The organism is Slackia heliotrinireducens DSM 20476 (assembly GCF_000023885.1).
Lineage (GTDB): Bacteria > Actinomycetota > Coriobacteriia > Coriobacteriales > Eggerthellaceae > Slackia > Slackia heliotrinireducens.
Genome location: NC_013165.1, coordinates 2723266 through 2747011, shown reverse-complemented (window position 1 = coordinate 2747011; position 23746 = coordinate 2723266). Strand labels below are relative to the sequence as shown.

Annotated in this window: 24 protein-coding genes; 9 read left to right on the top strand and 15 right to left on the bottom strand. The window is 62.2% G+C overall.

Annotation, left to right across the window (positions count from 1 at the left end; all coding sequences use genetic code 11):
• Window positions 1–3: 3 nt before the first annotated feature.
• Entirely contained in the window at window positions 4–681 is a 678-nt protein-coding gene (locus SHEL_RS15340) for a LysR family transcriptional regulator substrate-binding protein (RefSeq protein WP_012799586.1), read from the bottom strand.
• A gap of 189 nt (window positions 682–870) precedes the next feature.
• Here SHEL_RS15340 and SHEL_RS15335 point away from each other — a divergent pair, with 189 nt between their 5' ends.
• The gene (locus tag SHEL_RS15335) at window positions 871–1722 is read left to right on the top strand and encodes a hypothetical protein (RefSeq protein WP_012799585.1); all 852 of its coding nucleotides are present in this window, start codon (window positions 871–873) and stop codon (window positions 1720–1722) included.
• Window positions 1723–1730: 8 nt separating this feature from the next.
• Here SHEL_RS15335 and SHEL_RS12175 read toward each other — a convergent pair whose 3' ends face one another.
• The gene (locus tag SHEL_RS12175) at window positions 1731–2393 is read right to left on the bottom strand and encodes a TetR/AcrR family transcriptional regulator (protein ID WP_012799584.1); all 663 of its coding nucleotides are present in this window, start codon (window positions 2391–2393) and stop codon (window positions 1731–1733) included.
• Window positions 2394–2512: 119 nt separating this feature from the next.
• Here SHEL_RS12175 and SHEL_RS12170 point away from each other — a divergent pair, with 119 nt between their 5' ends.
• Together SHEL_RS12170 and SHEL_RS12165 are read left to right on the top strand one after the other, a co-directional pair.
• Window positions 2513–4489: an FAD-dependent oxidoreductase gene (locus SHEL_RS12170; protein WP_012799583.1), complete on the top strand. Its 1977-nt coding sequence runs from the start codon at window positions 2513–2515 to the stop codon at window positions 4487–4489.
• Window positions 4490–5092: 603 nt separating this feature from the next.
• Complete coding sequence (locus SHEL_RS12165) at window positions 5093–5782, top strand: flavin reductase (RefSeq protein WP_012799582.1); 690 nt, start codon at window positions 5093–5095, stop codon at window positions 5780–5782.
• A 77-nt stretch (window positions 5783–5859) separates the two neighbouring features.
• Here the strand turns inward: SHEL_RS12165 and SHEL_RS12160 are convergent, their stop codons facing one another.
• The 3 genes from SHEL_RS12160 to SHEL_RS12150 all read right to left on the bottom strand — a co-directional run bounded on the left by SHEL_RS12160 (window position 5860) and on the right by SHEL_RS12150 (window position 7968).
• Entirely contained in the window at window positions 5860–6390 is a 531-nt protein-coding gene (locus SHEL_RS12160; protein ID WP_012799581.1) for a nitroreductase family protein, read from the bottom strand.
• A 56-nt stretch (window positions 6391–6446) separates the two neighbouring features.
• Window positions 6447–6632: a hypothetical protein gene (locus tag SHEL_RS12155; RefSeq protein ID WP_012799580.1), complete on the bottom strand. Its 186-nt coding sequence runs from the start codon at window positions 6630–6632 to the stop codon at window positions 6447–6449.
• Window positions 6633–6807: 175 nt separating this feature from the next.
• The gene (locus SHEL_RS12150; RefSeq protein ID WP_012799579.1) at window positions 6808–7968 is read right to left on the bottom strand and encodes an ABC transporter substrate-binding protein; all 1161 of its coding nucleotides are present in this window, start codon (window positions 7966–7968) and stop codon (window positions 6808–6810) included.
• Between the two features lie 115 nt (window positions 7969–8083).
• Here SHEL_RS12150 and SHEL_RS12145 point away from each other — a divergent pair, with 115 nt between their 5' ends.
• Window positions 8084–9172, top strand: a complete 1089-nt coding sequence (locus SHEL_RS12145) for a FecCD family ABC transporter permease (protein ID WP_012799578.1) — start codon at window positions 8084–8086, stop codon at window positions 9170–9172.
• Window positions 9172–9954: an ABC transporter ATP-binding protein gene (locus tag SHEL_RS12140; protein ID WP_012799577.1), complete on the top strand. Its 783-nt coding sequence runs from the start codon at window positions 9172–9174 to the stop codon at window positions 9952–9954. Before SHEL_RS12145 ends, SHEL_RS12140 begins: the two co-directional genes overlap by 1 nt.
• 170 nt (window positions 9955–10124) lie before the next feature.
• On the opposite strand, the gene SHEL_RS12135 is transcribed toward SHEL_RS12140, so the two are convergent.
• The 8 genes from SHEL_RS12135 to SHEL_RS12100 form a co-directional block, all read right to left on the bottom strand.
• A complete protein-coding gene (locus SHEL_RS12135; RefSeq protein WP_012799576.1) occupies window positions 10125–10394 on the bottom strand; it encodes a hypothetical protein in 270 nt (89 codons plus the stop codon).
• 13 nt (window positions 10395–10407) lie between these two features.
• The gene (locus tag SHEL_RS12130; protein WP_012799575.1) at window positions 10408–11106 is read right to left on the bottom strand and encodes a HesA/MoeB/ThiF family protein; all 699 of its coding nucleotides are present in this window, start codon (window positions 11104–11106) and stop codon (window positions 10408–10410) included.
• Window positions 11107–11184: 78 nt separating this feature from the next.
• Window positions 11185–11940, bottom strand: a complete 756-nt coding sequence (locus SHEL_RS12125) for a 2Fe-2S iron-sulfur cluster-binding protein (protein ID WP_012799574.1) — start codon at window positions 11938–11940, stop codon at window positions 11185–11187.
• Window positions 11937–13730: an NADH-ubiquinone oxidoreductase-F iron-sulfur binding region domain-containing protein gene (locus SHEL_RS12120; RefSeq protein WP_012799573.1), complete on the bottom strand. Its 1794-nt coding sequence runs from the start codon at window positions 13728–13730 to the stop codon at window positions 11937–11939. The genes SHEL_RS12125 and SHEL_RS12120 overlap by 4 nt, the downstream gene beginning before the upstream one ends.
• Complete coding sequence (locus SHEL_RS12115) at window positions 13723–14211, bottom strand: NADH-quinone oxidoreductase subunit NuoE family protein (RefSeq protein ID WP_012799572.1); 489 nt, start codon at window positions 14209–14211, stop codon at window positions 13723–13725. The genes SHEL_RS12120 and SHEL_RS12115 overlap by 8 nt, the downstream gene beginning before the upstream one ends.
• Window positions 14212–14259: 48 nt before the next feature.
• A complete protein-coding gene (locus tag SHEL_RS12110; RefSeq protein ID WP_012799571.1) occupies window positions 14260–14532 on the bottom strand; it encodes a MoaD/ThiS family protein in 273 nt (90 codons plus the stop codon).
• Between the two features lie 161 nt (window positions 14533–14693).
• Entirely contained in the window at window positions 14694–16505 is a 1812-nt protein-coding gene (locus SHEL_RS12105; RefSeq protein ID WP_012799570.1) for an aldehyde ferredoxin oxidoreductase family protein, read from the bottom strand.
• On the bottom strand, window positions 16505–16981 hold the full coding sequence (locus tag SHEL_RS12100; RefSeq protein WP_012799569.1) for a 4Fe-4S dicluster domain-containing protein: 477 nt from the start codon (window positions 16979–16981) through the stop codon (window positions 16505–16507). The genes SHEL_RS12105 and SHEL_RS12100 overlap by 1 nt, the downstream gene beginning before the upstream one ends.
• Before the next feature lie 271 nt (window positions 16982–17252).
• On the opposite strand from SHEL_RS12100, the gene SHEL_RS12095 reads away from it, so the two are divergent.
• Genes SHEL_RS12095 through SHEL_RS12080 form a run of 4 tightly spaced genes read left to right on the top strand, consistent with a single transcriptional unit; the run spans window position 17253 to window position 22101 of the window.
• A complete protein-coding gene (locus tag SHEL_RS12095) occupies window positions 17253–18293 on the top strand; it encodes a Fic family protein (protein WP_012799568.1) in 1041 nt (346 codons plus the stop codon).
• 18 nt (window positions 18294–18311) lie between these two features.
• On the top strand, window positions 18312–18848 hold the full coding sequence (locus tag SHEL_RS12090) for a hypothetical protein (protein WP_012799567.1): 537 nt from the start codon (window positions 18312–18314) through the stop codon (window positions 18846–18848).
• A gap of 54 nt (window positions 18849–18902) precedes the next feature.
• The gene (locus tag SHEL_RS12085; protein WP_012799566.1) at window positions 18903–20108 is read left to right on the top strand and encodes a molybdopterin molybdotransferase MoeA; all 1206 of its coding nucleotides are present in this window, start codon (window positions 18903–18905) and stop codon (window positions 20106–20108) included.
• Window positions 20109–20163: 55 nt separating this feature from the next.
• The gene (locus SHEL_RS12080; protein WP_012799565.1) at window positions 20164–22101 is read left to right on the top strand and encodes a molybdopterin biosynthesis protein; all 1938 of its coding nucleotides are present in this window, start codon (window positions 20164–20166) and stop codon (window positions 22099–22101) included.
• A 78-nt stretch (window positions 22102–22179) separates the two neighbouring features.
• Here the strand turns inward: SHEL_RS12080 and SHEL_RS14595 are convergent, their stop codons facing one another.
• Both SHEL_RS14595 and SHEL_RS12070 read right to left on the bottom strand, forming a co-directional pair.
• Window positions 22180–23076: a dimethyl sulfoxide reductase anchor subunit family protein gene (locus SHEL_RS14595; protein WP_012799564.1), complete on the bottom strand. Its 897-nt coding sequence runs from the start codon at window positions 23074–23076 to the stop codon at window positions 22180–22182.
• Between the two features lie 4 nt (window positions 23077–23080).
• Entirely contained in the window at window positions 23081–23704 is a 624-nt protein-coding gene (locus SHEL_RS12070) for a 4Fe-4S dicluster domain-containing protein (protein ID WP_012799563.1), read from the bottom strand.
• Between the last annotated feature and the right edge of the window lie 42 nt (window positions 23705–23746).

Below are 23746 nucleotides of genomic sequence, written 5' to 3'. Positions count from 1 at the left end.
GCGCTACAGCGTGGGCACGATGCGGGTGGCGTACTCGATGAACGCCCGGGTTGCGGGCGAGGCCGCCTGCAGATAGGGAACGGATACGCCCAGCTCGATTTCCTGGGGCGGGTCCAGCGACATGACGCGGACGTCGCCTTGCCACGTGCATCCCATCAGAGAATTGTTCAGGCTCATGCCGAGCCCCTGTTCCATCATGCGCCATGCGGTGTACCCGTCGTTGGCGGTGAACCTTTCGTCAACGTGGATGCGATGTTCGGCAATCAACGTTTCGACGTCGTTCTTGTTGCCGGGCAGCGGCATGATGAAGGGCTTATTCTCCATTTGATCCAGAGGGAAGGCGTCCAGCTCCGCTTCGGGCCAGTCGGTGGGAATCCAGGCCACGATGCTGCCGCTGGCCAGCGGCACCCAGTCGCCGGTTGCCAGGCGTCGGTTCGTGAAGCAGCAGTCGATGCGCGACTCGGCCATCAGGTGCGCAAGCTCGGCGTTGCCGGCTTCGACCATGGAAATGGACACGCCGGGGTGGTCGTCCTGGAACGCGCGGATGACCGACGGCAGCCACTGGGCGGCGATGCTGAAGTACGTGCCGATGGCTATGTTCCCTTCGACCAGGCCTTTTATGGTTGCCGCATGCTCGGCGATGTTCCTGCCGCTTTGCACGAACGCCCGGATCAAAGGCATCAGGTCGGCGCCTTCGCGCGTCGGGTGTGTATTCGGCGTCTTCGTAGGCCGACGTAGCCGGTCTGCGTGGCGTGGCCGCGCCGTTTCCGACGGAACCGAGCATTGCGCAACGCGTCCAGAGGCCGGCGCCATAATGGAGACGCTCGCCAAGCGCATCCGTCCAAACGGCCTTTCAGGAAGGGTTTTCTCGTGTTCTCTCCTCTGAACAGCAGCTATATTTGGTTTCTGAGCTTTCGGTATTATCGCGAGGCCCAGCGCAACCGGTATCTGTGCATCGCCCAGCAGAAGTACGAATCGATATGCTTCGAGCGTTTGGAGAAGGCCCTGGGTCAGGCGGAGGGGCTCGGCTTGCTTGGCAGCGACCCGGATATGGCCGAGCTGCTCGGGTTCGGCGGGTTCGGAGGGAGCCTGGATGAGCTGCACAGGCGTGCCTGCTCCGACACCATCGACTACCTGCAAGATTGCGAATCGGAAATCGACGCGGCGATCGCTGCGGAGGACCTTCGCGACGACTGGGGCTCCTGGTGTTTCAAGTCTCCTGTGAAATCCGCCGTGTATGAGATGCTGCAGCTGGGCCCGACGTCCGATGAGCAGGCGGCGGCGCTGTTCCGTGCGGTGGCGACCCTGTTCGCCTGTCGGATCTTTCAAGCCGCACCCGAGCCAGACGATAAGGACTGGGAGATTCGCATGCTGTCCGACCGGCTCTATATGGGTGCGGCGGTCCAACGCCGTTACCTGGAGCTTGTCGGAATGAATTCCCTGATGGAGGAGCTGGAAACGCTTTCTCGTGCCGCCGGTAAGGACGAGGAGGGCATCGCCTTCGACAGTTTCATCTGGAGCTGGTGCGACTCGTGGGGCATTTCCGGCCGCCGCCGCGACGAGGAGTTGCAGAAGGCCTATCTGGATGTCGTCTCCGACAAGGAAGCCTTCCGAAAAATCGCCCTTCGGGCCATGGAATATTCCGAGTTCCATTCCCCATCCGGGCGTTTCTGGCCCGATGTGAGCTACGGTCGCGAGGTCGTGTTCCGATACGAATTCTGATGTCGGCGCTACGCCATGGGCGTATGCCATTCGCAGGGGTCGGGGGCGGCCATGGTCCGTATGCCTGCGACGATGATATCGATGCCGTCGTGGAAGGTCTCTTCCGAATAGGCGCCAGCTGCGGTTTGCCGCCACTCGGCTTCGGGGGAGCCTTGGGGGTGCCGATGCTCGTTTTTGATTTCGAGCAGTTCTCCCTTCAGGAATCCACCGAGGTACGCGTCGACGATCCGCCATGCTTTGCGCAGGATGTCCGCAGGGATGTTCTGGGCCTCATGCAGGCTGTAGATGCGTTCGGTGTGGGCCTGCATCGCGGGGCTGTCGCCTGCGCCTTCGATGTCCAGAAGGTCGGCGGCGGCGTGGTTCAGATACATGTCGCGGATGGACGACATGGTGCGGCGCATCGTATCGTCCCACCGTTCTCCAGGGATGGAATTGGTGTCCACCTCGGTAAACGCCAGGGCCACGGCTGCCGCCTGGATGTCGTCCATGGAATCGTAGTAGCGGTACAGGGCCATGGCGGTCACGCCCAGTTCGGAGGCCAGCTTGCGCATGGAAACGTTCGTGATGCCCATGGTATCAGCCATATCGAGCGCCGTACGGGCGATGATCTCACGTGTGAGTCGCTGCGTCTGAGGCACGTTGCCCGGCGCCCCTGCCGTTCCTTTCGCCATGGTGGTTCCTTTTCGAAAAAAATGCCTTGCGAGTGTTACGTCTGCAGTGTACACTACGCAACAAGTATACAGTGTATACTAACCCTGGAACTGCAAATAATCCAAGGAGGGGAATCGTAATGAAACAGGGGAGCTTGACTCGTAGGAACTTCGTGACCGCTGCCGCCCTCGGCGCTGTGGCCATGGGCGCCGCTGCAGCAACCGGCTGCTCGGCACCTGCAGCGAAGGACGAAGCTGCAACCGACGCCGCCGCCGCTGAAGGCGAAAGCATGGCTGCCGCCGACTACCAGAACATCTACGCTGACGGTGCGAACCTCATGCCCGCCCGCAAGGCCAAATGCCCCGGCCCCCGCGGCCCCGTGGCATTCGAGGCCGAGCTGCAGGGCAGCGTCGACCGTGAAGAGGACTTCGACGTGGTCGTCGTGGGTGCCGGCATCGGCGGTTTGATGGCAGCCCTTAAGGCCGCCGACATGGGCGCCAAGGTCCTGGTGCTTGAGAAGATGACCCGCGGCCGCGGCTGCTTCGAGTGCTTCGGCGCCGTTGACGCGAAGATCCAGAAGGAAGCCGGCCTGGAAATCGACCGCGCTGTCCTGCTGGACGAGATCTACCGCTCCGCTTACTACCGCATCCGCCCCGAGGCTCCGCGCACCTATGTGGAGCGTTCCGGCGAGGCCACCGACTTCTGGCAGGCTATGCTGGACAAGGGCGCCAACGGTTTCATCATCACGCCCGTCGCCGAGGCTCCGGCCACCAACGGCATGCCGGCCATGACGCAGTTTATCCCCAGTGAGCTGGGCTTCTACGACAGCCCCTGCCTGCCCGAGAGCGCCGGCGTCCGCAGCGGCCTTTCCGGCATCTACGTGTGCCTGGAGATGCAGGACATCGCCAAGAGCGCCTATCCTGAGAACATCGACATGCGCTTCAGCACGCCTGCTGTGCAGCTCGAGCGCGGCGAAGACGGCCGCGTGACCGGTGTCGTTGCCCGCGATGCCGACGGATACTTCCGCGCCAACGCTGCCCAGGGCGTCATTCTGGCCACCGGCGGCTACGATGCGAACCCCGAGATGATGGAGGCCTGGACCCGTCCCGAGGATTACGCCTACTCCAGCTGGTGGAATCCGGGCTGGGGCACCACGGGCGACGGCCACATGATGGGTCTGGCCGTCGGCGCCCAGATGGATCCGATTCCGCATCCCGTCATGAACTTCCGTTGGGGCACCCCCACCAGCTTCGCCGACTTCCGCACTTGGAACGCCGTGTACTTCGGCATCCTGGTGAACGGCCGCGGCCAGCGCTTCGTGCGCGAGGACGGTCCCTTCCAGGTTGTGTCCAACGCCCAGAACGCCCAGCCTGCGTTTGGCAAGAACTGCTGGTACATCTTCGACGAGGCCATGAGCGAAGGCCTTGAGGACGGCGGCTTCGAGGAGTTCAAGAGCAAGGGTTGGCTGTACGAGGGCAACACCGCCGCTGAGCTGGCCGAAGCCTGCGGCATCGACGCCGAGGGCCTGCAGGCGACGCTCGACCGCTATGCCGGCTTCTTCAAGAACATGCGCGACGAAGACTTCGACCGTGACCTGAACATCACCATGCCCTTCACCGGTGGCAAGCTGTACGCTTTCACCAGCAACAGCAACGTGCTGGCTACGGTGGGCGGCCTGTGCATCGACGCCAACTGCAGCGTGATCGATATGGATGACGAGCCGATCCCCGGACTGTTCGCCTGCGGCAACGTCTCCGGCAGCTTCTTCGCGGGCAACTACCCGCGCCACATTCCCGGCACCTCCATCGGCCGCGCCATCACCTTCGGCTACGTGGCCGCCGAGAGCGCCGTCAACGGCACCATCGGCGTGGGCCCGAAGCTGGACGGCAACGCGCCTGCCCTGTTCGCCTACGCCGAAGGCGGCGCGGTGAGCGACGAGGCCCTCGCCAATTCCGAGGACCTGGGCATGTGGAACCCGTATGCCCCCATCCACGGCTCCAGCCTGGACTACACTCCCGAGCAGCTGGGCGGCAACGCCATGGCCTGCGAGAACTGCCATGAGTACCGTGCCGGTGGCGAAACCGTCGCCGACGGCATGAAGTGGCTGGCCGAGTAGCGTCGCACGACGACTCGCGCTTGCAAAACCACATCCCTCCATGGGGCGGGAGGCTTCGGCTTCCCGCCCTTTTCGTTTAGGCAGGGTTTTCGAGGTGATTGCGGGCGCCAGGCTGCATTGCGGAGCGAACGGCTGCGCCTTGGCATGCCCAGCCGCCACTGTCTTCAAGCCCAAAGGCGGGCGGAACATGGTCCGTGCAACGGGATTCCGGTTTTCTGTGCACTTAAGGGGATAATCTGCTCGAAAACCGCCTCGCTCGGTCGAAATCGATACGAATACACGAAAGAAACGCCACACAATAGTCAAATGTGAGGTGTAAAACGTGGTAAAACAAGACTACGGGTCTGGTTCGGGGGCTCGTTTTTACCGATTATCCCCCTAAGTGCACACGATTCGGAATTCCCGTTGCACGGACGATGCCGCGGCCGTTGCCGTCATACGTTTGTTGCAGACGGAGCCCCGATTCCTGAATCTTCAGGCAGGTTCGAGGCGTGCCCGGCGCATTCGTTCGGCCGACATCAGGTTGTCACGTCGGTGGAGGTCAAGGCATGGCATAATAGTACCCGTGCTTATGCATTTACATGACGCGACAAGGGGGATCGCATGGACACCAAAGCATTCCGTACGCTGAATTACGGCCTGTACATCATAACCGCCAAGAACGACGAGCTTCGCGCAGGCTGCGTGGTAAACACGTTTGCGCAGGTCACATCGAAGCCTGCTCAGGTGAGCGTGGCCATCAACAAAGAGAACGTCACCTGCGGCGTGGTGCAGGACTCAGGCGCATTCGAGGCAAGCGTGCTGACCGAAAGCGCGACCATGGAACTGATCGGCCGCTTCGGATTCCGTACCAGCACCGAGCTCGACAAGTTCGCCGACACGCAGTATGCCGTGGATGAACTGGGCATTCCTTATGTGACCGAGCATGCGGCGGCGCATTTCTGCGCGAAGGTGGTCAACCGGATCGACCTGGGTTCCCACATCCTGTTCATCGGCGAAGTGGTGGATGCCGAGGTGCTGTCCGGCGATGCGGCCATGACCTATGCCTATTACCACAAGGTCAAGGGCGGCAAGACTCCGCCGAAGGCCTCCAGCTACGAGCAGCCCGAAGAAGCGACCGAATCGGCCGAGGCTGCGGCTCCGGCCGCCGAGCCCGCCGCGACCGAAGGCGTCCGCTACGGATGGAAGTGCCTGGCCTGCGGCTATGTGGTCGAAATGGACGAGCTGCCCGACGACTACACCTGCCCGATCTGCATGGTGGGCAAGGAGATGTTCAAACGCATCGAGCTGTAAGGCTGCGCTCGTATATCAAACAGAAAAGGACGGCGTGTCGATGGGCACGCCGTCCTTCGTATTGGGGGCCGGGGTTCTTACAGGAAACGGTAGAGGTCCTCGTTGGACTTTCGCTTGAAGTGCCAACGGGAAGGACGGGCCTGCTCAGAGGGGTAGCCCATGGGCATGAGGGCCACGATCTTCCAGGTGTCGGGCACGTTGAAAGCCTTGCGCATGACGCGCTCGTCGAAGCCGCGCACCCAGGTGGAGCCGACGCCGCACTCCCAGGCTTCCATCATCATGTGGTCCAGCGCGATGGTGGCGTCCACTTCGGCGGAGTCGCAGCCGTCGGGGTTCTTCCAGGACTCGGTCAGATCGGAGCAGACCAGAAGCACGGTGGGCGCGTTGAAGGCCCAGCCCGTCACGCCGCGGACGGTGGCGATGGCTTCGTCGGACTGCAGCACAAGGATGCGCTGGGGCTGGTAGTTGCAGGCGCTCGGGGCGTTGCGTCCGGCTTCCAGGATGCGGTCCATATGCTCGGCGCTGATCTGCTGGTCGGAAAACCTGCGCACGCTCCAGCGGTCGCGGGTCATCTCGAGGAACGTCTTGCTTTCGGTGGCTTCGGTCATTTTCGGGGGTCCTTTCTTGAAAGAACGGTTTGTCTGCTTTGGTGAATTCAGGACGTCTACCAGGGGCCGTTCCAGGTGCGCAGCTCCAAGGGAACGTCCTTCTCGCGGCCGATTGCGCGCAGGCGCTCCTCCATGCGGCGGGCCTTGTCGCGACGGGGCAGGGCGGCGTCTTCGCGGTCTGCCGACTCAAGGGCGCAGGCCAAATCGTCGACTCTTTTGAATGCTCTCGTGTTCAGCATCATTTTCCACCCCTTTCGATGTCGTCGTTTCTTTCTGGGTATATCGTAAAGCGCCAAGGTGAGATTCGCGCCGTACAAAATAGAGATATGTACGGTTTGAAAAGGCGGAGCAGTCGTGATAGTGGCCAAAACAGAAAAAGGCCGTCCCGAAGGACGGCCTTTCGTACGTGTTATTTGGTTATTCGGGCAGTTCGCCTTCGAGGATGCGGGTCGCCTCGTCGTCAGTCAGGTCGTAGCCGTAGAACTTGCTGTAGAACTCCTGGGTCTTCTGCACCATGTCGACGTCCTCGAACAGGTCGGGATTGAAGAACTTGGCAGCCCACAGAATCTGCAACGCTTCTTCTCCGGAGTAGCGGTCCCAAGGGAACACGCCTTCGGGGTTGGCGTACACGAAACCGTTCTGGACGGCGGTCAGGCCGCTGAACTGCTCGTCGGCCAAAAACGCATCGACATCTTCAGGCTTGGCGCTGCCGATGATGATGATGTCGGGGTCGGAGCCGAGGATCTCTTCCAGGGTCAGCTCGATACGGTTTCCTTCGGTTTCAATGGCGTTTACGCCGCCGGCAAGCTTAATCCATTCGTCGACGATGGTGTTCGTGCCGTCGACCATGGTGTAGCTCTGGGGACTCACGATGTGCAGGATGCGAGGCTTGTCCGCATCGGCGATGCCTTCGGTGCGGCTGGCTACCAGGTCGATGTTCTCGTCGAGCGTGGCTGCCCACGCATCGGCGGCCGCCTGGGCCTCGGCGCCAAGCACCTGACCGGTGAGGGTGACGTTGTTGCGCAGGCCCTCGTAGTCCTGGAACATGACGTTGACCGTGGTCAGACCCTGGTTGCGAGCATTTTCGGTGACTTCTTCGTCGGAGGCGAACACCACGTCGGGCTCCAAGCTCAAAGCCTCTTCGTAGTTCACTTCGCCAGCGCCGCTGCCCACGACCAGCGCTTCGACCTCGGCCAGACGCGGGTACACCACGTTCGCCCACGCGCGGTTTTTGAAGTTCTCGGTGGTTCCGACCAGCTTGTCGCCGGCACCCAGCATGATGACGATCTGGTTGTGCGCATGCCACAGGTCGGCGATTTTCTCGATTTCTAAGGGCACTTCGACCTCGGCGCCGGTCAGGTCGGTGATGACCTGCGTGGTCGCCTCGGGTTCGGCTGTCGGTTCGGCGGTTTCGGAAGATGCATCCTCGGTGGCTTCAGGCTCTGCGGGCTCCTCGGTGCTGGAGCATCCGAACATGCCGATGAGCGAAACGGTTGCGGCGCCGGTGGCGCCGAATTTGATGAACTTACGCCTCGTGATTTCGTTGGAGCTGATGATACCGTTTGTCTTGCTGCTCATATCCCCCTCCTAAAACATCGGAACCGAGCAATATCCTTTGCAAGAAATAATTATAATAAGCTAAACCAGTGAATATAGCGAAACAACTGTTTTGGTGTGCAAAAGGGGGAAAACGATGGTGAAAGGCGACGTGCCTGTCCGGTCCCGAGAGAAGCGCTCCGAAGGACCGAAGGCTTCAGGAAGGAACGCAGCGCATCTTCCGCTGCCGGTCATCCTTACCGTTTGCGGCATCTTAGTGGTTGTCTTGGGCATCGTATCAATGTGCGTGGGACGCTACGAAGTGGACATTCAGACCACCATAGCCATTCTGGCATCGAACTTCCCGTTTCTCGACGTTGAAGAGGTATGGACTGCCAACCAATACAACGTCATCATGAACATACGCCTGCCCCGCGTGGTAGCTGCGGCGTTGGTGGGCTCGGCATTGGCTCTGTCGGGCGCTTCGTATCAGGGCGTGTTTCAGAATCCGCTGGTGTCGCCGGACATCCTGGGCGTAAGCTACGGGGCCTGCGTAGGTGCGGCGCTGTCCATTCTTCTGTATATGGACCAGTGGATGACGCAGGTCTTCGCTTTCGTGCTCGGCCTGATCACCGTGTTCATAACCGTCTCCATTCCCAAATTCATGCATAAGCACACCAACGTGATGATGGTGCTTTCAGGCGTCATTGTGGGTGGCTTCATGTCATCGGTGCTGGGTCTCATGAAATATGTCGCCGACCCCGATACCCAACTTGCGGAAATCACGTACTGGCAGCTGGGTTCCATCGCGAAGGTGGATTTCGAATTGTTGAAAACCACCGCACCTGTCATGGTTGTGGCGGCAATCGTGCTTATTGCCATGCGTTGGCGGTTGAACCTGCTGTCGCTGGGTGAAGACGAGGCGCGATCTTTGGGCGTGGACCTGAGGCGCGAGCGCAACGTCGTCATCGTTGCGGCCACCGTGCTGACGGCGAGCGCCGTTTCGGTTGCCGGCACCATCGGATGGGTCGGCCTGATCATTCCGCACGTGGCGCGGCGCATCGTGGGTGCCGACAATAAACGTCTCATACCCACGGTGGTGTTCGTGGCGGCGGCGTTCATGATCCTGGTGGACCTGCTTGCCCGCAACATATCCGGTTTCGAGATACCGCTCGGCGTGCTGACGGGCCTCATAGGCGCGCCGCTGTTCGGCTACATCCTGGTCAAGCAGAGGGAGGTGGACTGATGGAGGTTCTGCTTGAAGCCACTGACCTGGCATTTCAGTACACCAGGGACCGTATCATCTTCAGTAACGTGTCGTTTTCCATCGGACGAGGCGAAATCCTGTCGTTGCTCGGGCCCAACGGCGCCGGCAAATCGACGTTGCTGAATTGCATCGCCGGCCTGGCCACGCCGACCCACGGCACCGTGAAAGTGTGCGGCCAGCCCATCGGGGAGTATTCGCCGCGGACGCTTGCCAGCCACATCGGGTATGTACGCCAGACCATCAGCGTCACCTACGGCTATTCGGTGCGCGAGTACCTGGTCATGGGCGCCGCACCGCGCATCGGCATGTTCTCGACGCCGCAGGAGGAGGACTATGCCCGCGTCGACCAGGCAATCGCCGACCTGAGCTTGGAGAAGCTGGCCGACCGCGCCGTATCGGAACTTTCGGGCGGCGAGCGCCAACGTGTGGCCATCGCCCGAGCCATCGTGCAAGATCCGGAAATCATCCTGTTCGACGAACCAACCAGCGCGCTGGACTACGGAAACCAGATTCGTGTGATGCGCACCATCCAGCAGCTGGCCGACCGCGGCTATGCCGTCATCATGACCACGCACAACCCTGACCAGCCCATTCTTTTGGGCGGCAAAGTGGCCATGCTCAACTACGACGGTACGCTGGCCGTGGGGGATTCAGAAACCACGCTTACCAGTGAAAGGCTTTCGGAGCTCTACGGCACCGAGCTGCATCTGGTCTATGTTGACGAAGTCGATCGCGTGGCCTGCGTGTCAAGCAAACTGTAGGGGGTGTGCGCATCCCGACCGCAACCGCCACAAGGGCTCCCGCAGTGCTGCGCATGGGTGCGCGCCTACGGCTGCTCGGCGGCATGAGCGCATGTGACCTGAAGGAAATAGCCCGCCTGCGCAAGCGGCGCTGCACCCATGCGCAGCACTGCGGGAGCGGCGGGCAGGTGCTATCCGCCGGCGCTTAGGAACCGAAGTGTGAACAGTTTGTAGAACGAGGCGAGGGCCGTTTCGTCACCTTGCACGAGCAGATGCGTGCGCTCCAGGCTGATCAGGCCGAAGGACCGCTTTTCCAAAGGCTCGATGGCGATGCGGCACGAGCCGCCATGGCAGGCGTATGTCCAGGCGTTGTTTTCGCTCGGCAAGGCAAGCTCGTCGTCGAGCCATCCGGCTATGCGTCCGTAGGCGATGCCGCAGTCCAGGTCGATGGTGTCCGCCATGCCCATGCTCCCGCTAACGCAGCTCCATGTCGTCAACCGAGCCGTCCAAAAGGTCGACCATCAGCAGGCGGTTGCGAATCTGACCGGGGCGTTCAAGTACCACCTTGACGGCCTCGGCGGCTTGGATGGCTGCGATGGAATGCGCCGTGAAGGGCAGATTTCCCAAGGCTTTGTGCTGACTTTCGCCGCCGCCTTCGAAAGGCTCTCCGTAGACGCTGACGAAGGACACGTCGCCGGGGTAGACCGTGCACACCTGGCCGAACCAACCGGCGATGGCGCCGTAGACGAGCGGCGTGTTCGCGTGTTGGCAGGCGTAGGCCAGCCAGAAGCGGGCTTCAAGGTTGTCGAGACAGTCCACTACGCAGTCCGCACCGGAGATGACTTCGAAAGCGTTGGCTTCGTCCAGGTACGCGACGACGGGCTCGACGGCCACGCTGCTGTTGATGGCGGCAATGCGCTCGGCTGCTACCAGGGCTTTCTTTTGGCCGACGGTGGCTTCGGTGCACAGGATCTGGCGATTCAGGTTACTCTCGTCGAAGACGTCACCGTCGACAACGCGAAGGTGTCCGACGCCGATGCGGGCCAAAGCTTCGATGACCGATCCGCCCAGGCCGCCGCAACCCACCACAACGATACGCTTGGCAGCCAGCGCCGCGCATTCGTCATCGGTCAGCGATGCCTTGTTCCTATCATATCGGTGTTCGAAATCCATGTCGGGACGCTTTCCTCGCAGTTGCAAAAGGAGGCGAAGCACCGCTCCGCCTCCTTTCGGGTTCATCGTATCGGTCGACTACACGTAGCGGTAGGTCCGCATCATCTCGTCGGCCAGCTTCTTCTTGCGGCATTCGTCGCAGACTTCCGGCAAGTCGCCTTCGGCGCCGACGGCGTGGCGCACCGATTCGACGGTGCCCATGGGCTTGCCGCACTCCTTGCAGAGTACCAGGTCGAACTCGCGGTTCCAGATGGTGCGGGTCGTGTCGGTCTCAGTATAGCCGATGGCGCCCGTGGGGCATACGTTGGCACAGCTGAGGCAGCCGACGCAGAACTCGGACGGCTTGTCGTAAGGCGTGTCGACCTTCTTGTCCACACCGCGGTTGACCGTGGATATGGCGCCCGTGCCCAGGCTGTTGCAGGCCTGCACGCACAGGCCGCACAGGATGCATTTCTCGTTGTCGATGGTGACGAAGCGGTCGAACCCGCTCATATCCAGGCGTCCGCTCATCTTGCCGATGACCTCGGCGTCAGGGGCGCGATGGCCCAGCAGCGCCAGCAGCACGGAGCGTTCTTCAAGAATGCGCTCGGTGTTCGTGCGGATTTCGCAGGGGCCGTCGATGGGGTAGACGCAGGACGTGACCACTTTGGTGCGGCCGCGCTGCTCCACCTCGACGATGCAGATGCGGCAGCAGGCCCGGTGGTCGGCGAAGGCGTCGTGGCGGCACAGCGTGGGTATCCTAATGCCGTTGCGACGGGCCACGTCGTAAACGTATTCGCCCTTTTCACAGGTGCATTCGATGCCATCGATGGTGACGGTGATCATCTCGCTCATGCGGGCCTCCTTTCGGTCAGCACCGCGTCGAAGTGGCAGGCCTCACGGCAGCTGCCGCAGGCGATGCACAGGTGCGGGTCGATGACGTGCGGCTCGCGGCGGTCGCCGGAGATGGCGCCGGCGGGGCAAGCGCGCATGCACATGCCGCAGCCCGTGCAGGCTTCCGGTTCGATGGCGAACTGGGTCAGCTTGGCGCAGACGCCGGCAGGGCATTCCTTCCCGTCGATGTGCGCCTCGTATTCGTCGCGGAAGAACTTGATGGTGGTCAGAACAGGGTTCGGGGCGGTGCGGCCCAGTGCGCACAGGGATGCGTCCTGCATGGTGTGCCCGATGCGCTCCAAAAGCTCGATGTCGCCGGGTTTGCCGCGGCCTTCGCAGATGTCGGTCAGGATGGCGCGCATCTGGCGCAAACCCTCGCGGCACGGCGTGCATTTGCCGCAGCTCTCCTCGCAGAGGAAGTCCACGTAGTAACGGGCCACTTCCACCATGCAGGAGCGGTCGTCCATGACGATCATGCCGCCGGATCCCATCATGGCGCCGTATTCCACCAAGGTGTCGAAGTCGACGGGCAGATCCAGCAGCTCTTCGGGGATGCAGCCGCCGGAAGGACCGCCGGTCTGAATGGCCTTGAACGGGCGGTCTCCGATGATGCCGCCGCCGATGTCGTAGATCAGGGTGCGCAGCGTGGTTCCCATGGGAACTTCCACAAGGCCCGTGTGCTTGACCTTGCCGACCATAGCGAACACCTTGGTGCCCTTGGAGTTGTCGGTGCCGATTTCGGCGTATTTCTCGCCGCCGTCCCGCAGGATGGTGGGGATGGATGCCAGCGACTCCACGTTGTTCAGAACCGTGGGGTTGTCGAACAAGCCGCGCTGGACGCTGCGGATGTATTTCGCGCGGGGCTCGCCCACGCGGCCTTCGATGGATGCCATCAGTGCGGTTGATTCGCCGCAGACGAAGGCGCCGCCGCCGCGGACGATGGAAAGGTCCAGCTTGTGGTCGGTGCCCAGGATGGATTCGCCAAGGATGCCCGCCGCATAGGCGTCGTCGATGGCGTGCTGGATGTGGTCGCGGGCCAGTGCGTACTCGTCACGGATGTAGAGTACGCCCTCTTCGGCCCCGATGGCCAACGCGCCGATGATCATGCCCTCGATCACGGCATGGGGGCTGCCCTCCATGGTAGAGCCGTCCATGAATGCTCCGGGGTCGCCTTCGTCGCCGTTGCAGACGATGTATTTGGGGAACACGTCGTAGCCGGCGGCGGTGCGCCACTTGCGCCCGGTGGGGAAGCCTGCGCCGCCTTTGCCGCGCAGACCGCTCTTCTCGACCTCGGTGATGATCTCGTCGGGGGTCATCTTAAGGGCGCGCTTCAGGCCCTCGTAGCCGCCGCGGGCGATGTAGTCGTCCAGCGACAGCGGGTCGATGATGCCCACGTCCTTGAGCACGACTTTGTGCTGCAGGGCGTAGAACGGGTTGTCGTCCATGTGCTCGAAGAACTGCTTGTCTTTCTTGAACAGGAGCTTCTTAACGGGTTCGCCTTCAAGCGAATCCACGATGGCGGCTGCGTCGCGCACGGTCACGCGGTAGTACATCAGGTCGCGGGGCATGAAGCGGACGATGGGTCCCTGCTCGCATTCGCCGGAGCAGCCCGTGCGGGTGACGCAAACCTCCACGCCGTTTATGCCGCGGGCGGCAAGTTCCTGCTCGATGGCGTCTGCCACGTCCAGGGCGCCGTTGGCGATGCAACTCGTGCCGCAGCAGACAAGGATCTTCTCGGTGCCGTTAATCATCCTGCGTCACCTCCTCGGCAGCGTAGCGTTCGATGATGCCGGGAATCTGCTCGACGCGCAGCTTGTTATGGTAGGTGCCGTCGACCACCATAACGGGGGCCAGCGCGCAGGAACCCAGGCAGTTGACCAGCTCGACGGAGAACTTGCCGTCCTCGGTGGTCTCGCCGGGCTCGACGCCCAGGTCGCGCTTGAGCTCGGTGGCCAGATTCATGGATCCGCGCAGGTGGCAAGCGGTGCCGTTGCAGATCTTGACGATGTGGTCGCCTTTGGGCGTCAGCGACAGCGCCTTGTAGAAGGTGGCCATCGAATAGAGTTGGGCCTGGGGGCAGCCGAGGTATTCGGCAAGCGCCGCCAAGCCCTCTTCGGGAATGTAGTTGAATGCGTGTTGCATGTCTTGCATGGCCGCCAGCGCAAACCGCTGGTCGGCCGGATATGCCTCGATGATTTCTTTAACCTTCGAGGTCTGGTCCTTTTCGGTCATAGGTACCTCGTTTCCGATGCCTGGAGAAAGTACGGCTTTTACCAGGCGTTATCCACCGGCGACCAACGGGGTTACAGCGACGTAGTCCTGTTCGGTCAAGGGCGTGGCCACGCCTTCGAGATGCTCGATGTGGCGGCCGTTGACCATGATGATGACGTCGTCCCCCTTGTCGGTGCCGTCCTCGTTCAGGATGAGGTTGCGGAACTCCGGCCAGCGCTTGGAAAGCTCTTCCATAAGCGCAAGAACATCCTGCGGCGCAGGTACGTCGCAGGATTTGCATCCGGCAATCTGCCGATATGTTGCGAAGAACTTGACGAGCATAGGCCGTGTTTCCTTCGGATGGTGAATTGAGTTGACGGTAAGCAGCAAGCAGCTCCGAGGCTCTGCCAGCAGATGCCGGCCGCTTGCGCAGGCGGCGTCTGCCGGCAGGACCTCGGAGCTGGCGGCCGGATCAACCGATCAATCCGGCCGCCGTTTCTCAACTAGTACGTCAGGCTCAGTTCGTCGAGCTTCTCCTGCGTGGGGATGCCGTCAGCCGTCCAGTTGCGTGCCGCATAGTAGTCGGCCAGCATGGTCTGGAGCTCGTTGACCTTGCCCTTCGCGGGACCGGTGGGCAGCGCTTCGCGCAGCAGACGCGGCGGCAGCGTGTCCTTCTCCACGCCGGCTTCGATGTTGAAGCGCTTTTCAAGGTTCCAGATGCGCTCGCCCTTCAGCAGAATCTCCTCGTCGGTTTCGTCCGAACCCACGGCCTCGCGGTACTGGCCGGCAATTTCCGGCAGACCGATGCCGAAGGTGGTGAACAGGCAGATGCCCGTGGAGTCGCAGAGCGCCGTCAAGTCCTGGAAGGTCTTGAGCATGGCACCCTTGCCTTCGGTGACCTGCGGATCCATCTTCACAGGGATGCCCAGCACCTCGGGGGCGATCATGTAGCCGCGCACATGGCAGCCGCCGCGGTTGGAAGTGGCGTACTCAAGGCCGATGCCCTGGATGGCACGGCCGTCGTAAGCCGGCATTTCCTGCTTCTTGGTGGACATGGAAAGCTCGGGGTGGCCGTATTTTTCGGCCAGACGATAGGAGCCCAGCCCGATGACGTTGCCGAAGCCTTCGCCGTCAGCGCACATCTGGGTGAGCTTGACCATGGCTTCCGCATCGCCGAAGCGCAGCGGGAACCCGATGTCGGACTCGGGGATGGCGCCCATTTCGAAGAGCTCCATGGCGCAGGCGACGGTGGAGCCCAAGGTGATGGGGTCCATGCCTTCCTCGTTGCAGATGAAGTTCGCCTTGACGATGGCCGAGATGTCGTTCACGCCGCAGGCTGCGCCGTAGGACCAACCGGCTTCGTACTCGGGGCCTTCGCCGAAGCCGTCAAGGTCGCCCTTGCCTTCGATCTTGGTCACGCGGCCGCAGGCGATGGTGCAGCCGAAGCAGCCCTGGTTCTTGATCAGGTGGGTTTCCACCAGGCGCTCGCCGGAGGTGTCGTCGGCCTTGTCCCAGAAGGCACCGTCGCGGGCATTGCGCAGCGGCAGACCGCCGACCTCGTTGACGATGTTCACCAGGATTTCCGTGCCGTAGCCTGCCAGGCCGGCGCCGGTGACGGGATGTTCGCGAAGCATGGTGCGGGCCTTAGTGGCTTCCTCCATGAACTTCTCGGGGCGGGCGACCTTCACGCCGCCCGTGCCGCGCACGACGACGGCCTTCAGGTTCTTGGAGCCCATGACGGCACCCATGCCGCCACGGCCGGCGGCGCGGTTCTTGTCGTTCATGATGGCCGCATAGAGCATCTGCCGTTCGCCCGGCCTGCCGATGGTGGCCACGCGGACCTTGCCGTGCTTGGCCTCCAGTGCATCGGTGACCGGGTGCACGCCCTGGCCCCACAGATCGCTGGCGTCGAGCAGTTCGACCAGTTCATCGTCGATGTGCAGGTAGACCGGATGGTCGGCCTTGCCTTCGAAGATGATGCCGTCGTAGCCGGCGTACTTCAGCTCGGGGCCGAAGTGGCCGCCGGAGTTGGCGGCGCCGATGATGCCGGTCAGCGGGGCCTTGGAGACGACCTCGTAACGGCCGGCGGAGCAGGCGGCCGTGCCGGTGAGCGGGCCGGTCATGAAGATGAGCTTGTTCTCAGGCGACAGGGGGTCGATTTTCGGATCGACCTCGTTGCAGTAGTACTTGGTTCCCAAGCCGCGGGCGCCGACGTAATCGTTGGCATCCTGCATGTTCAGCGGCTCTTTTTTGATGGTGCCTTCGGTCAGGTTGACGCGAAGGATTGTTCCGATCCATCCGTATCCGCGAGTCATTATGCAGACACCTCCTCGACGGCCGCCTTGAGCTTGTCGGCGGCGAGCTTCTTCTTATCGAGGGCCTCATCAGGGTCGATGACGCTGATGGCGCCGGTGGGGCAGTGCACGGCGCACCAGGTTTCCCCGTCGCAGAGGTCGCACTTGAAAACCTTCTTCTTGGCGACCGAGTAGGAGATGTTGCCCAGCGGGCAGGCGCTCACGCACATCTTGCAGACGATGCACTTGTCGGCATTGTGGGTGATCACGCCATCTGCGTTGCGTTTGAGCGCTCCGGTGGGGCAGATGGCCGCGCAGCAGGCTTCGTCGCACTGCATGCACATGATCGGCACGGTGATGGCTGCATCTTCGTAATGGAAGACGGTCACATTGGACAGGCGTGGATTGAATTCCTCGTTGTGCTTGAACGAGCAGACCAGCTCGCACGTGCGGCAGCTTACGCACTTCTTGGGATCCACGACTAATTGTTTAGCCATAGACATTCCCCCTTCTATATAGAATTTCCCCTTGAAGGTATTAAAGCACGCACGATAGGCAGAAAAAACGGGTTTTGTGAGTTAGCCATGGGCAACATACCCCAGATTGCCTAAATGTCTTTCTGGATTAGGCAGAAAAATCGTTTGATTTTGCCTAAATGAGACATATGGATAAGGCAAAGCATCCTCCCGTCTGCTATGCTAGGCAGAAAGCAAGGGAAAAACGACGCCTGGCGAATAAGGCGCCTGCACTGCAAAGCAGGAGGTCTGTATGCGTACGTTCGACTACGGTCATCTTCCTCAGAAACTGTACAGCGGCAAAATCGCCGACGCACATATGAGGGTATATGAAGACAGGGGAAAGCTCGGTGTGATCGAGCAGATGCACCCCGAGCTGCTGGAGCCGCTGAAGGCGGTTGCCTTGGCGGACAGCGTTGCTGCATCCACGCGTATCGAGGGGTTTCCCATTGACACCGCCCGTGCAGCCAAGTTGATGGAAGGCGCCGATCCTGTGGGCGAGACCGAGCGGCAGGTTATCGGCTACGGCAACGCGCTGGCGCTCATAAACGCCGATCCGGATGCGTTCGACTTGACCACGGCGACGGCGGTTAAGTTGTTCGAGACGCTGTACGGCCATCGCAATTTGGGCCGCAAAAGCCGCTACCGTAAGAAAGACTATATATATGTACAGGTGGACGGTCATTCCCAGGCGGTGCCGGTAAGCCCCATTACGGCGTTCGAGACCCCGTTGGTGTTAGGCGGCGCCTGCGACAGCCTGGCAGATACCTTCGCCGTTTCCGCCGGCAACCCGTTGGTGCAGGCCGCCGTGTTCACCGTCGACTTCATGTGCATCCGCCCCTTCGACGAGGGAAACGGCCGCATCGCGCGCCTGTTAGCCGACCTGTTGATGAGGAAGGCGGGTTTCGACGTGTCCCGCTACATGAGCGTGGACCGTACTATCGAAGACGAGGCCATGGCCTACTACGATGCCCTCAACAGCAGCGTGGAAGGTTGGGATCGGGGTGCAAACGACTACTCGCCCTATGTGCTTTACTGGCTCGAGCTGTTGCATAAGGTGTACGGCCGCCTTTTCGACGCCGTGGACGCGGCGGCCAATGCGCCCAGCGGCAAGTCCGAGCGGGTGCGAGCCTTCGTCCGGCAGGCGGCAGGCCCTGTGACCAAGCGGCAGATTCTGGACGCGAACACTGACATCAGCGAAGCCACCGTGGAAAACGCGCTGGGCAAGATGGTGAAAGCCGGCGAGGTGGAGAAGCTGGGCGCGGGCAGGTCTACCGCCTACCGCTGGTTGTAACCCGTCGGAGCGCCGGGCATGGCCGAACGGAACGGACGGAGGACCCATCCGCGTACGAAGTCGCGGCACGCCAACGGCGTCGTGACCGCAGTCGTCGTGTGCTTCTTTCTGATCCACGGGCTGTTGGGCAGCTTTGCGCCGTCGGTGGCGTATTCGCAGGTCATGCGTGTGGCGGTGTGGATCGGCGTGGGGCTTGTGGCCGTGCATGCGATGCTGTGCGTCGTGACCAGCTATGAGCAGCTGACCGACACGGAGTTTCCGCCCAGCATCAACAAGAAGCGCCACCTGGTTCTGAAATGGGTAACGGGGGTTCTGCTGGCCGGCGCGGTGGCCGTGCATGTGGTATGCATGCGGAACCCGGGCGCCTTCGCGGCGGGTCCCTTCGTGCCGAGACTGGCTTTGGCGGTGCTGGCGGCAGTGCTGGCCTGGCATATCTGTGTCGGCATGAAATCGCTGTTGAAAGACGTCGGCCTGAGCAGGAGTTTAAGGACGCCTTTGCGGGTGGCCGTTTGTATATTGGCAGCCCTGTTCGCCTACGCGGCGATCCTGGGATGACGGGTTGTATGAACGATTTGCCGGGTCTTTGCGCTCGGCGTGAGGAGGTGCTAGATGCTGGAAGTCGTGTCTCTGGATGACGCGCGCTCGGCTGTGGCCGATCGGTTCTTCCCGCTACGCCGCGGCGTGCGGCAGGTGCCGCTTGATGCGGCGGCAGGCTGCGTGCTGGCCCGTGATGTGGTGGCTCAGGAGGGCGTTCCCTCTTTCGACCGTTCGACGGTCGACGGCTATGCGGTTGTGGCTGCCGACACGTTCGGCTGTTCGGACGCCCTGCCTGCGCTGCTGACGTTGGTGGGAGAAGTGGACATGGGGGCAAAGCCCGAAATGGCGTGCTCGCCGGGGACCTGCGTGCGCATTCCCACCGGCGGCCAGGTGCCTGACGGAGCCGATGCCGTGGTCATGCTGGAATACTGCGAGGAGTACGGCGACGGAACCGTGGGCGTGGCGAAGCCCGTGGCGCCCGGCGGCAACATCGTGTTCGAGAACGACGATGTGAAGCCTGGCGAGGTGCTCATTTCTGCAGGAACCACGTTGCTGCCGCACCACGTGGGTACGCTGGCAAGCCTGGGCATGGTCAATTGCGAGGTGTATGAGCAGGTCAACGTAGGCGTCATCTCAACCGGAGACGAGATTGTGCCGACGGATGCTGTGCCCGTGGCATCGCAGATGCGCGATGTGAACGCGCCGGTGCTGGCGTCGGCGGCAGAGGCTTGCGGTGCTCACGTGACCCGTTTTCCCATCGTGCCTGATCGGTACGACGTCCTGCTTGCCACCGTGCGTGCGGCCCTGGAGAGTTGCGACATGGTGCTTGTGTCGGGCGGGTCGTCGGCCGGGCGGAAGGACAACACCGAACGGGTGCTGTCCGAACTGGGGGAGATGCTGTTCCACGGCATCGCCGTCAAACCAGGCAAACCTACCATGTGCGCCGATGTGGCCGGTGTGCCTGCGTTCGGGCTGCCTGGGCATCCCGTGGCGGCCTACTTCATGTTCCTCGAGCTGGTGCGACCGCTTCTGGCAGGCGACCGGAAGGCCCTGTCCGTGGCGGCGAAGCTGTCCGCGGGCGTTCCGTCGAATCATGGCCGCAGCGAGCTGGTTCCCGTGCGTCTTGAGCAACGCGACGGGCAGGTTACGGCGGTGCCGATCCGCGGGAAATCCGGGCTCATCTCGCAGCTCAGCCGTGCCGACGGGTTTTTCGCCATTGGCCGCAATCTTGAGGGTTTGGCCGCCGGCGCCGAAGTGGACGTGCGGATGTTCTCATAGGGCAATGCAATGTACGGGCTTGATAAGGGCTTTTAGAAAGAAGGTATGACCAACCATGGCGTTCGAGTATTTGAGCAATGTCGCATTGGATGAGGCCGTTTCGGGATTTTTGGCGGCTCTGGATGAGCGTGGTTTCGCCCCGCGGAAGGAATACGTGCCGGTGGGTGAGGCTTTGGGCCGGGTTACGGCCGAGCCTCTGTATGCGGCCATTTCGGCACCGCACTACCACGCGTGTGCCATGGACGGAATCGCCGTGGCGGCAAAAGCGACCTTCGGTGCCACCGCAACCACGCCTGTGACCGTACAGCCTGAAGACTACATCGTGGTGGACACAGGCGATCCTTTGCCGGAGAGCTGCGACGCCGTGGTGATGATCGAAGACGTCGTGTTCGAAGAGGGCCATGGCATCGACGAGCTGGGGACCTGCCCGGTCATCCTGCATGCGTCGATTGCCCCGTGGGGCAACGTCCGTCAGATCGGCGAAGACATCTGCGCAGGCGAGATGCTGCTGACGTCGAACGTGCGCATCGAGCCGGCCGCCATGGGCGCCATGCTGGCGGCGGGCGTGCAGCAGGTGGGTGTCATCGCGCGTCCTCGGGTGGGCATCATCCCCACCGGCGACGAAGTGGTCGAACCCAGCGCCAACCCCAAACCCGGCGATGTCATGGAATTCAACTCGACGATCTTCTCCGGCATGGTGCGCCAGTGGGGCGCCGATCCCGTGGCCTATCCAATTGTGGCCGACAAGCCCGACCTGGTGCAGAAAGCGCTGGTCAAAGCCGTGTCGGAATGCGACATCGTGCTGTTGAACGCCGGGTCTTCCGCCGGACGTGACGACTATTCGTCCCGCGTCGTGGCCGCGGTGGGCGAGGTGCTCTACCACGGCATCGCCATGAAGCCGGGCAAACCCGCCATTTTGGGCTGCGCTGCGAACACCGCCATCGTGGGCGTACCTGGCTACCCCGTGAGCGGCATCATCGTGATCGAGCAGATGGTCAAGCCGCTGATCGAGAAGCTGCTGGGCTGCTCAACGCCCGGTGGGGACCGGGTCAAGGCCACGTTGGCGCGCCCGTGCACGTCGTCGCTTAAGTACGAAGAGTTCGTGCGCGTGCGTGTGGGAAAGGTGGGCGACAAACTGGTGGCGACGCCTTTGTCCCGAGGCGCAGGCGTGGTGACGTCCTTCGTCAAGGCCGACGGCATCATGACTATTCCCCAGAACAGCGAAGGGTACGAGGCGGGCGACCAGGTCGACGTGCGGTTGCTGCGTCCGTTGGCGGATATCGAGCGGTCGCTGGTGGTGATCGGCAGCCACGACCCGTTGATCGACGAGATCGCTCAGCTCATCCATAAGTCCAATCCCGAACTGTCGGTGGCGTCCACGCATGTGGGGTCCATGGGCGGCATCGTGGCCGCCAAGCGCGGCGAGAACCATTGCGGCGGCATCCACCTGCTGGATGAAGCAACGGGTACGTACAACGAGCCCTACCTGGAGAAACATTTCCCCAAAGGCGGCGTGCGCCAGGTGGAGTGCGTCTACCGCCAGCAAGGCCTCATGGTGGCGCCGGGCAATCCGCTGGGCATTCAGTCCCTGGCAGACCTGACCCGCGAGGGACGCCGGTTCGTGAATCGTCAGAAGGGTTCCGGTACCCGCATCCTGAGCGATTTCGTGTGCAAGCGCGACGGCATCGACACGGGCGCCATCTACGGCTACGACCACGAGGAGTTCACCCATACGGCGGTGGCGGCCCTGGTGGAGGCGGGGTCGGCCGATGCCGGCATGGGCATCTACTCGGCGGCCAAGATGTACGGCCTGGGGTTCGTTCCTGTGTGTGAAGAGCAGTATGACCTGCTCATTCCCGATTACGCGTGGGATACGCCCATGGTGCAGGCGCTGCTTGAGGTGCTGGCAAGCGATGCGTTCCGTGCGCGCATGGAGGAGCTGGGCGGCTATCGTCTGGACCATCCTGGGCGCGTGCGTCGTCATTTCGAGTAGGTTCGACCGACGGACAACACGAAAACGCGGGGGTGCGGGCGTCCCGCACCCCTTTTGTGCCAGGTTCGGGCGCTTTCGCTACAAGCTGATGCCGACGGTCATGTGGACCATGTAAAAGACGAACCGCAGGGAGAAAAACCCGAGCGCGGCGAGGATTGTCGCAAGCAGCAGCCGCCTGCCGCGCGTGCGGGCGGCTACCTCGTCTACAGCCCCCTTGGTCAGAAGCGTCATGCCGCACAAATAACAGGCGCAGGTAGTGCAGAGCACGTATGTCGCGATGAACGCCGGGTAGGCAGGCGCCAGCTCGGAAACGCTCAGGAATTCGTTGGACATGCCCGAAACGGCCGCGTACTGCGCAATGGCGCAGGCGGTGTTGGATGCAAAGGCCGTTATACCGATGCCGAGCAGGGGCTTTTTCATACGCTCGATCGCGTCGAAGGCCTGTGCCAGGTGCGCCGTCAGCAGGAACAGAGGAATTCCGCAGGCCAAGCCGCCAAGGGCGGTGCCAACGGGGGTCATCCAAGTTGTCCAGGTGACGATGGTTTCCTGGTCGTAGGCAAACGAGATGCCTGCCACGCACACGAGCCCCAAGACCGCGACGGCCGTCCCCAGGGCTTTCATCAAGATCGCATTCGGCTTGATGGAGAAGGAATACAGCCAGAACGCGCCCGTCGCGACCAGGAACACAAGCACGCAGGCGACCTCGTTGGACAGCGGCGAGCGCCCGATTCCCGTGATCACGTAGAGCGCGTTGGCGGGCGTGCCCAGGTGCGTCGACGAGGCGATGATGCCCACCGTCGACACCACAAGGGGAAGTCCCATCATGTGCCGCAAGCGGGTGCGCTGCGCATCGCTGGGCGCGCTTCCCATCTGCAGCAATGCGAGCAGCATGCAGGCGAAGGCCCCCGCAGGCGTGAGGGTGGTGAACAGGATGAGCGACAGCTCTTGCAGTGCGGTATGAAGTCCAAGTCCCATGGGGCTACACTATCTCGTCTCGGTTGGCCACGAAGCCTGCATCGGTGTCGGGCGCGGCAGCATGGCGAGGCGGCCGTATGACCAGGTGCGGATCGGTGGCGTCTTCGTCGGGAAGGGGCGCTATGGCGCGCACAGTGCCTTCGCTTCGGGAAAACTCGGAGAATTCCCCGAACCCAAGGGCGCGCTGCGGACAGGCGGCTACGCAAATGGGTGCCTCACCTGCGCGAACGCGGTCAAAGCAACCGGTGCATTTGACGCTATGGCCCGCTTCGCGGTCGACTTTGGGGGCGTTGTACGGACAGGAGAGGTGGCAGTAGCCGCAGCCGATGCATCGCTCGGTGTTCACGAGCACGGCGCCGTTGTCTTCCTTATGCATGGCGCCTGTCGGGCAGACCTTGATGCAGGCGGGGTTTCCGCAATGCTGGCAGGACGTTGATACGTAGTAGACGCCGCCGTCCACCGTCCAGCAGCCGGCCGCGTCTTGCGTCCAGGAGCCGTGCAGTTCGTATTCGTACACCTGCCGGAAAGCAAGATCCGAGGGTAGATGATAGTAGTCTTTGCAGGCGAGCATGCAGGTCTTGCAACCTGTGCAGCGTGTGCCGTCGAAATAGAATCCGAACTCCTGCATACGTTCATCGTCTCCTGGTCAGTTCGAAACGGCGCCGATCGG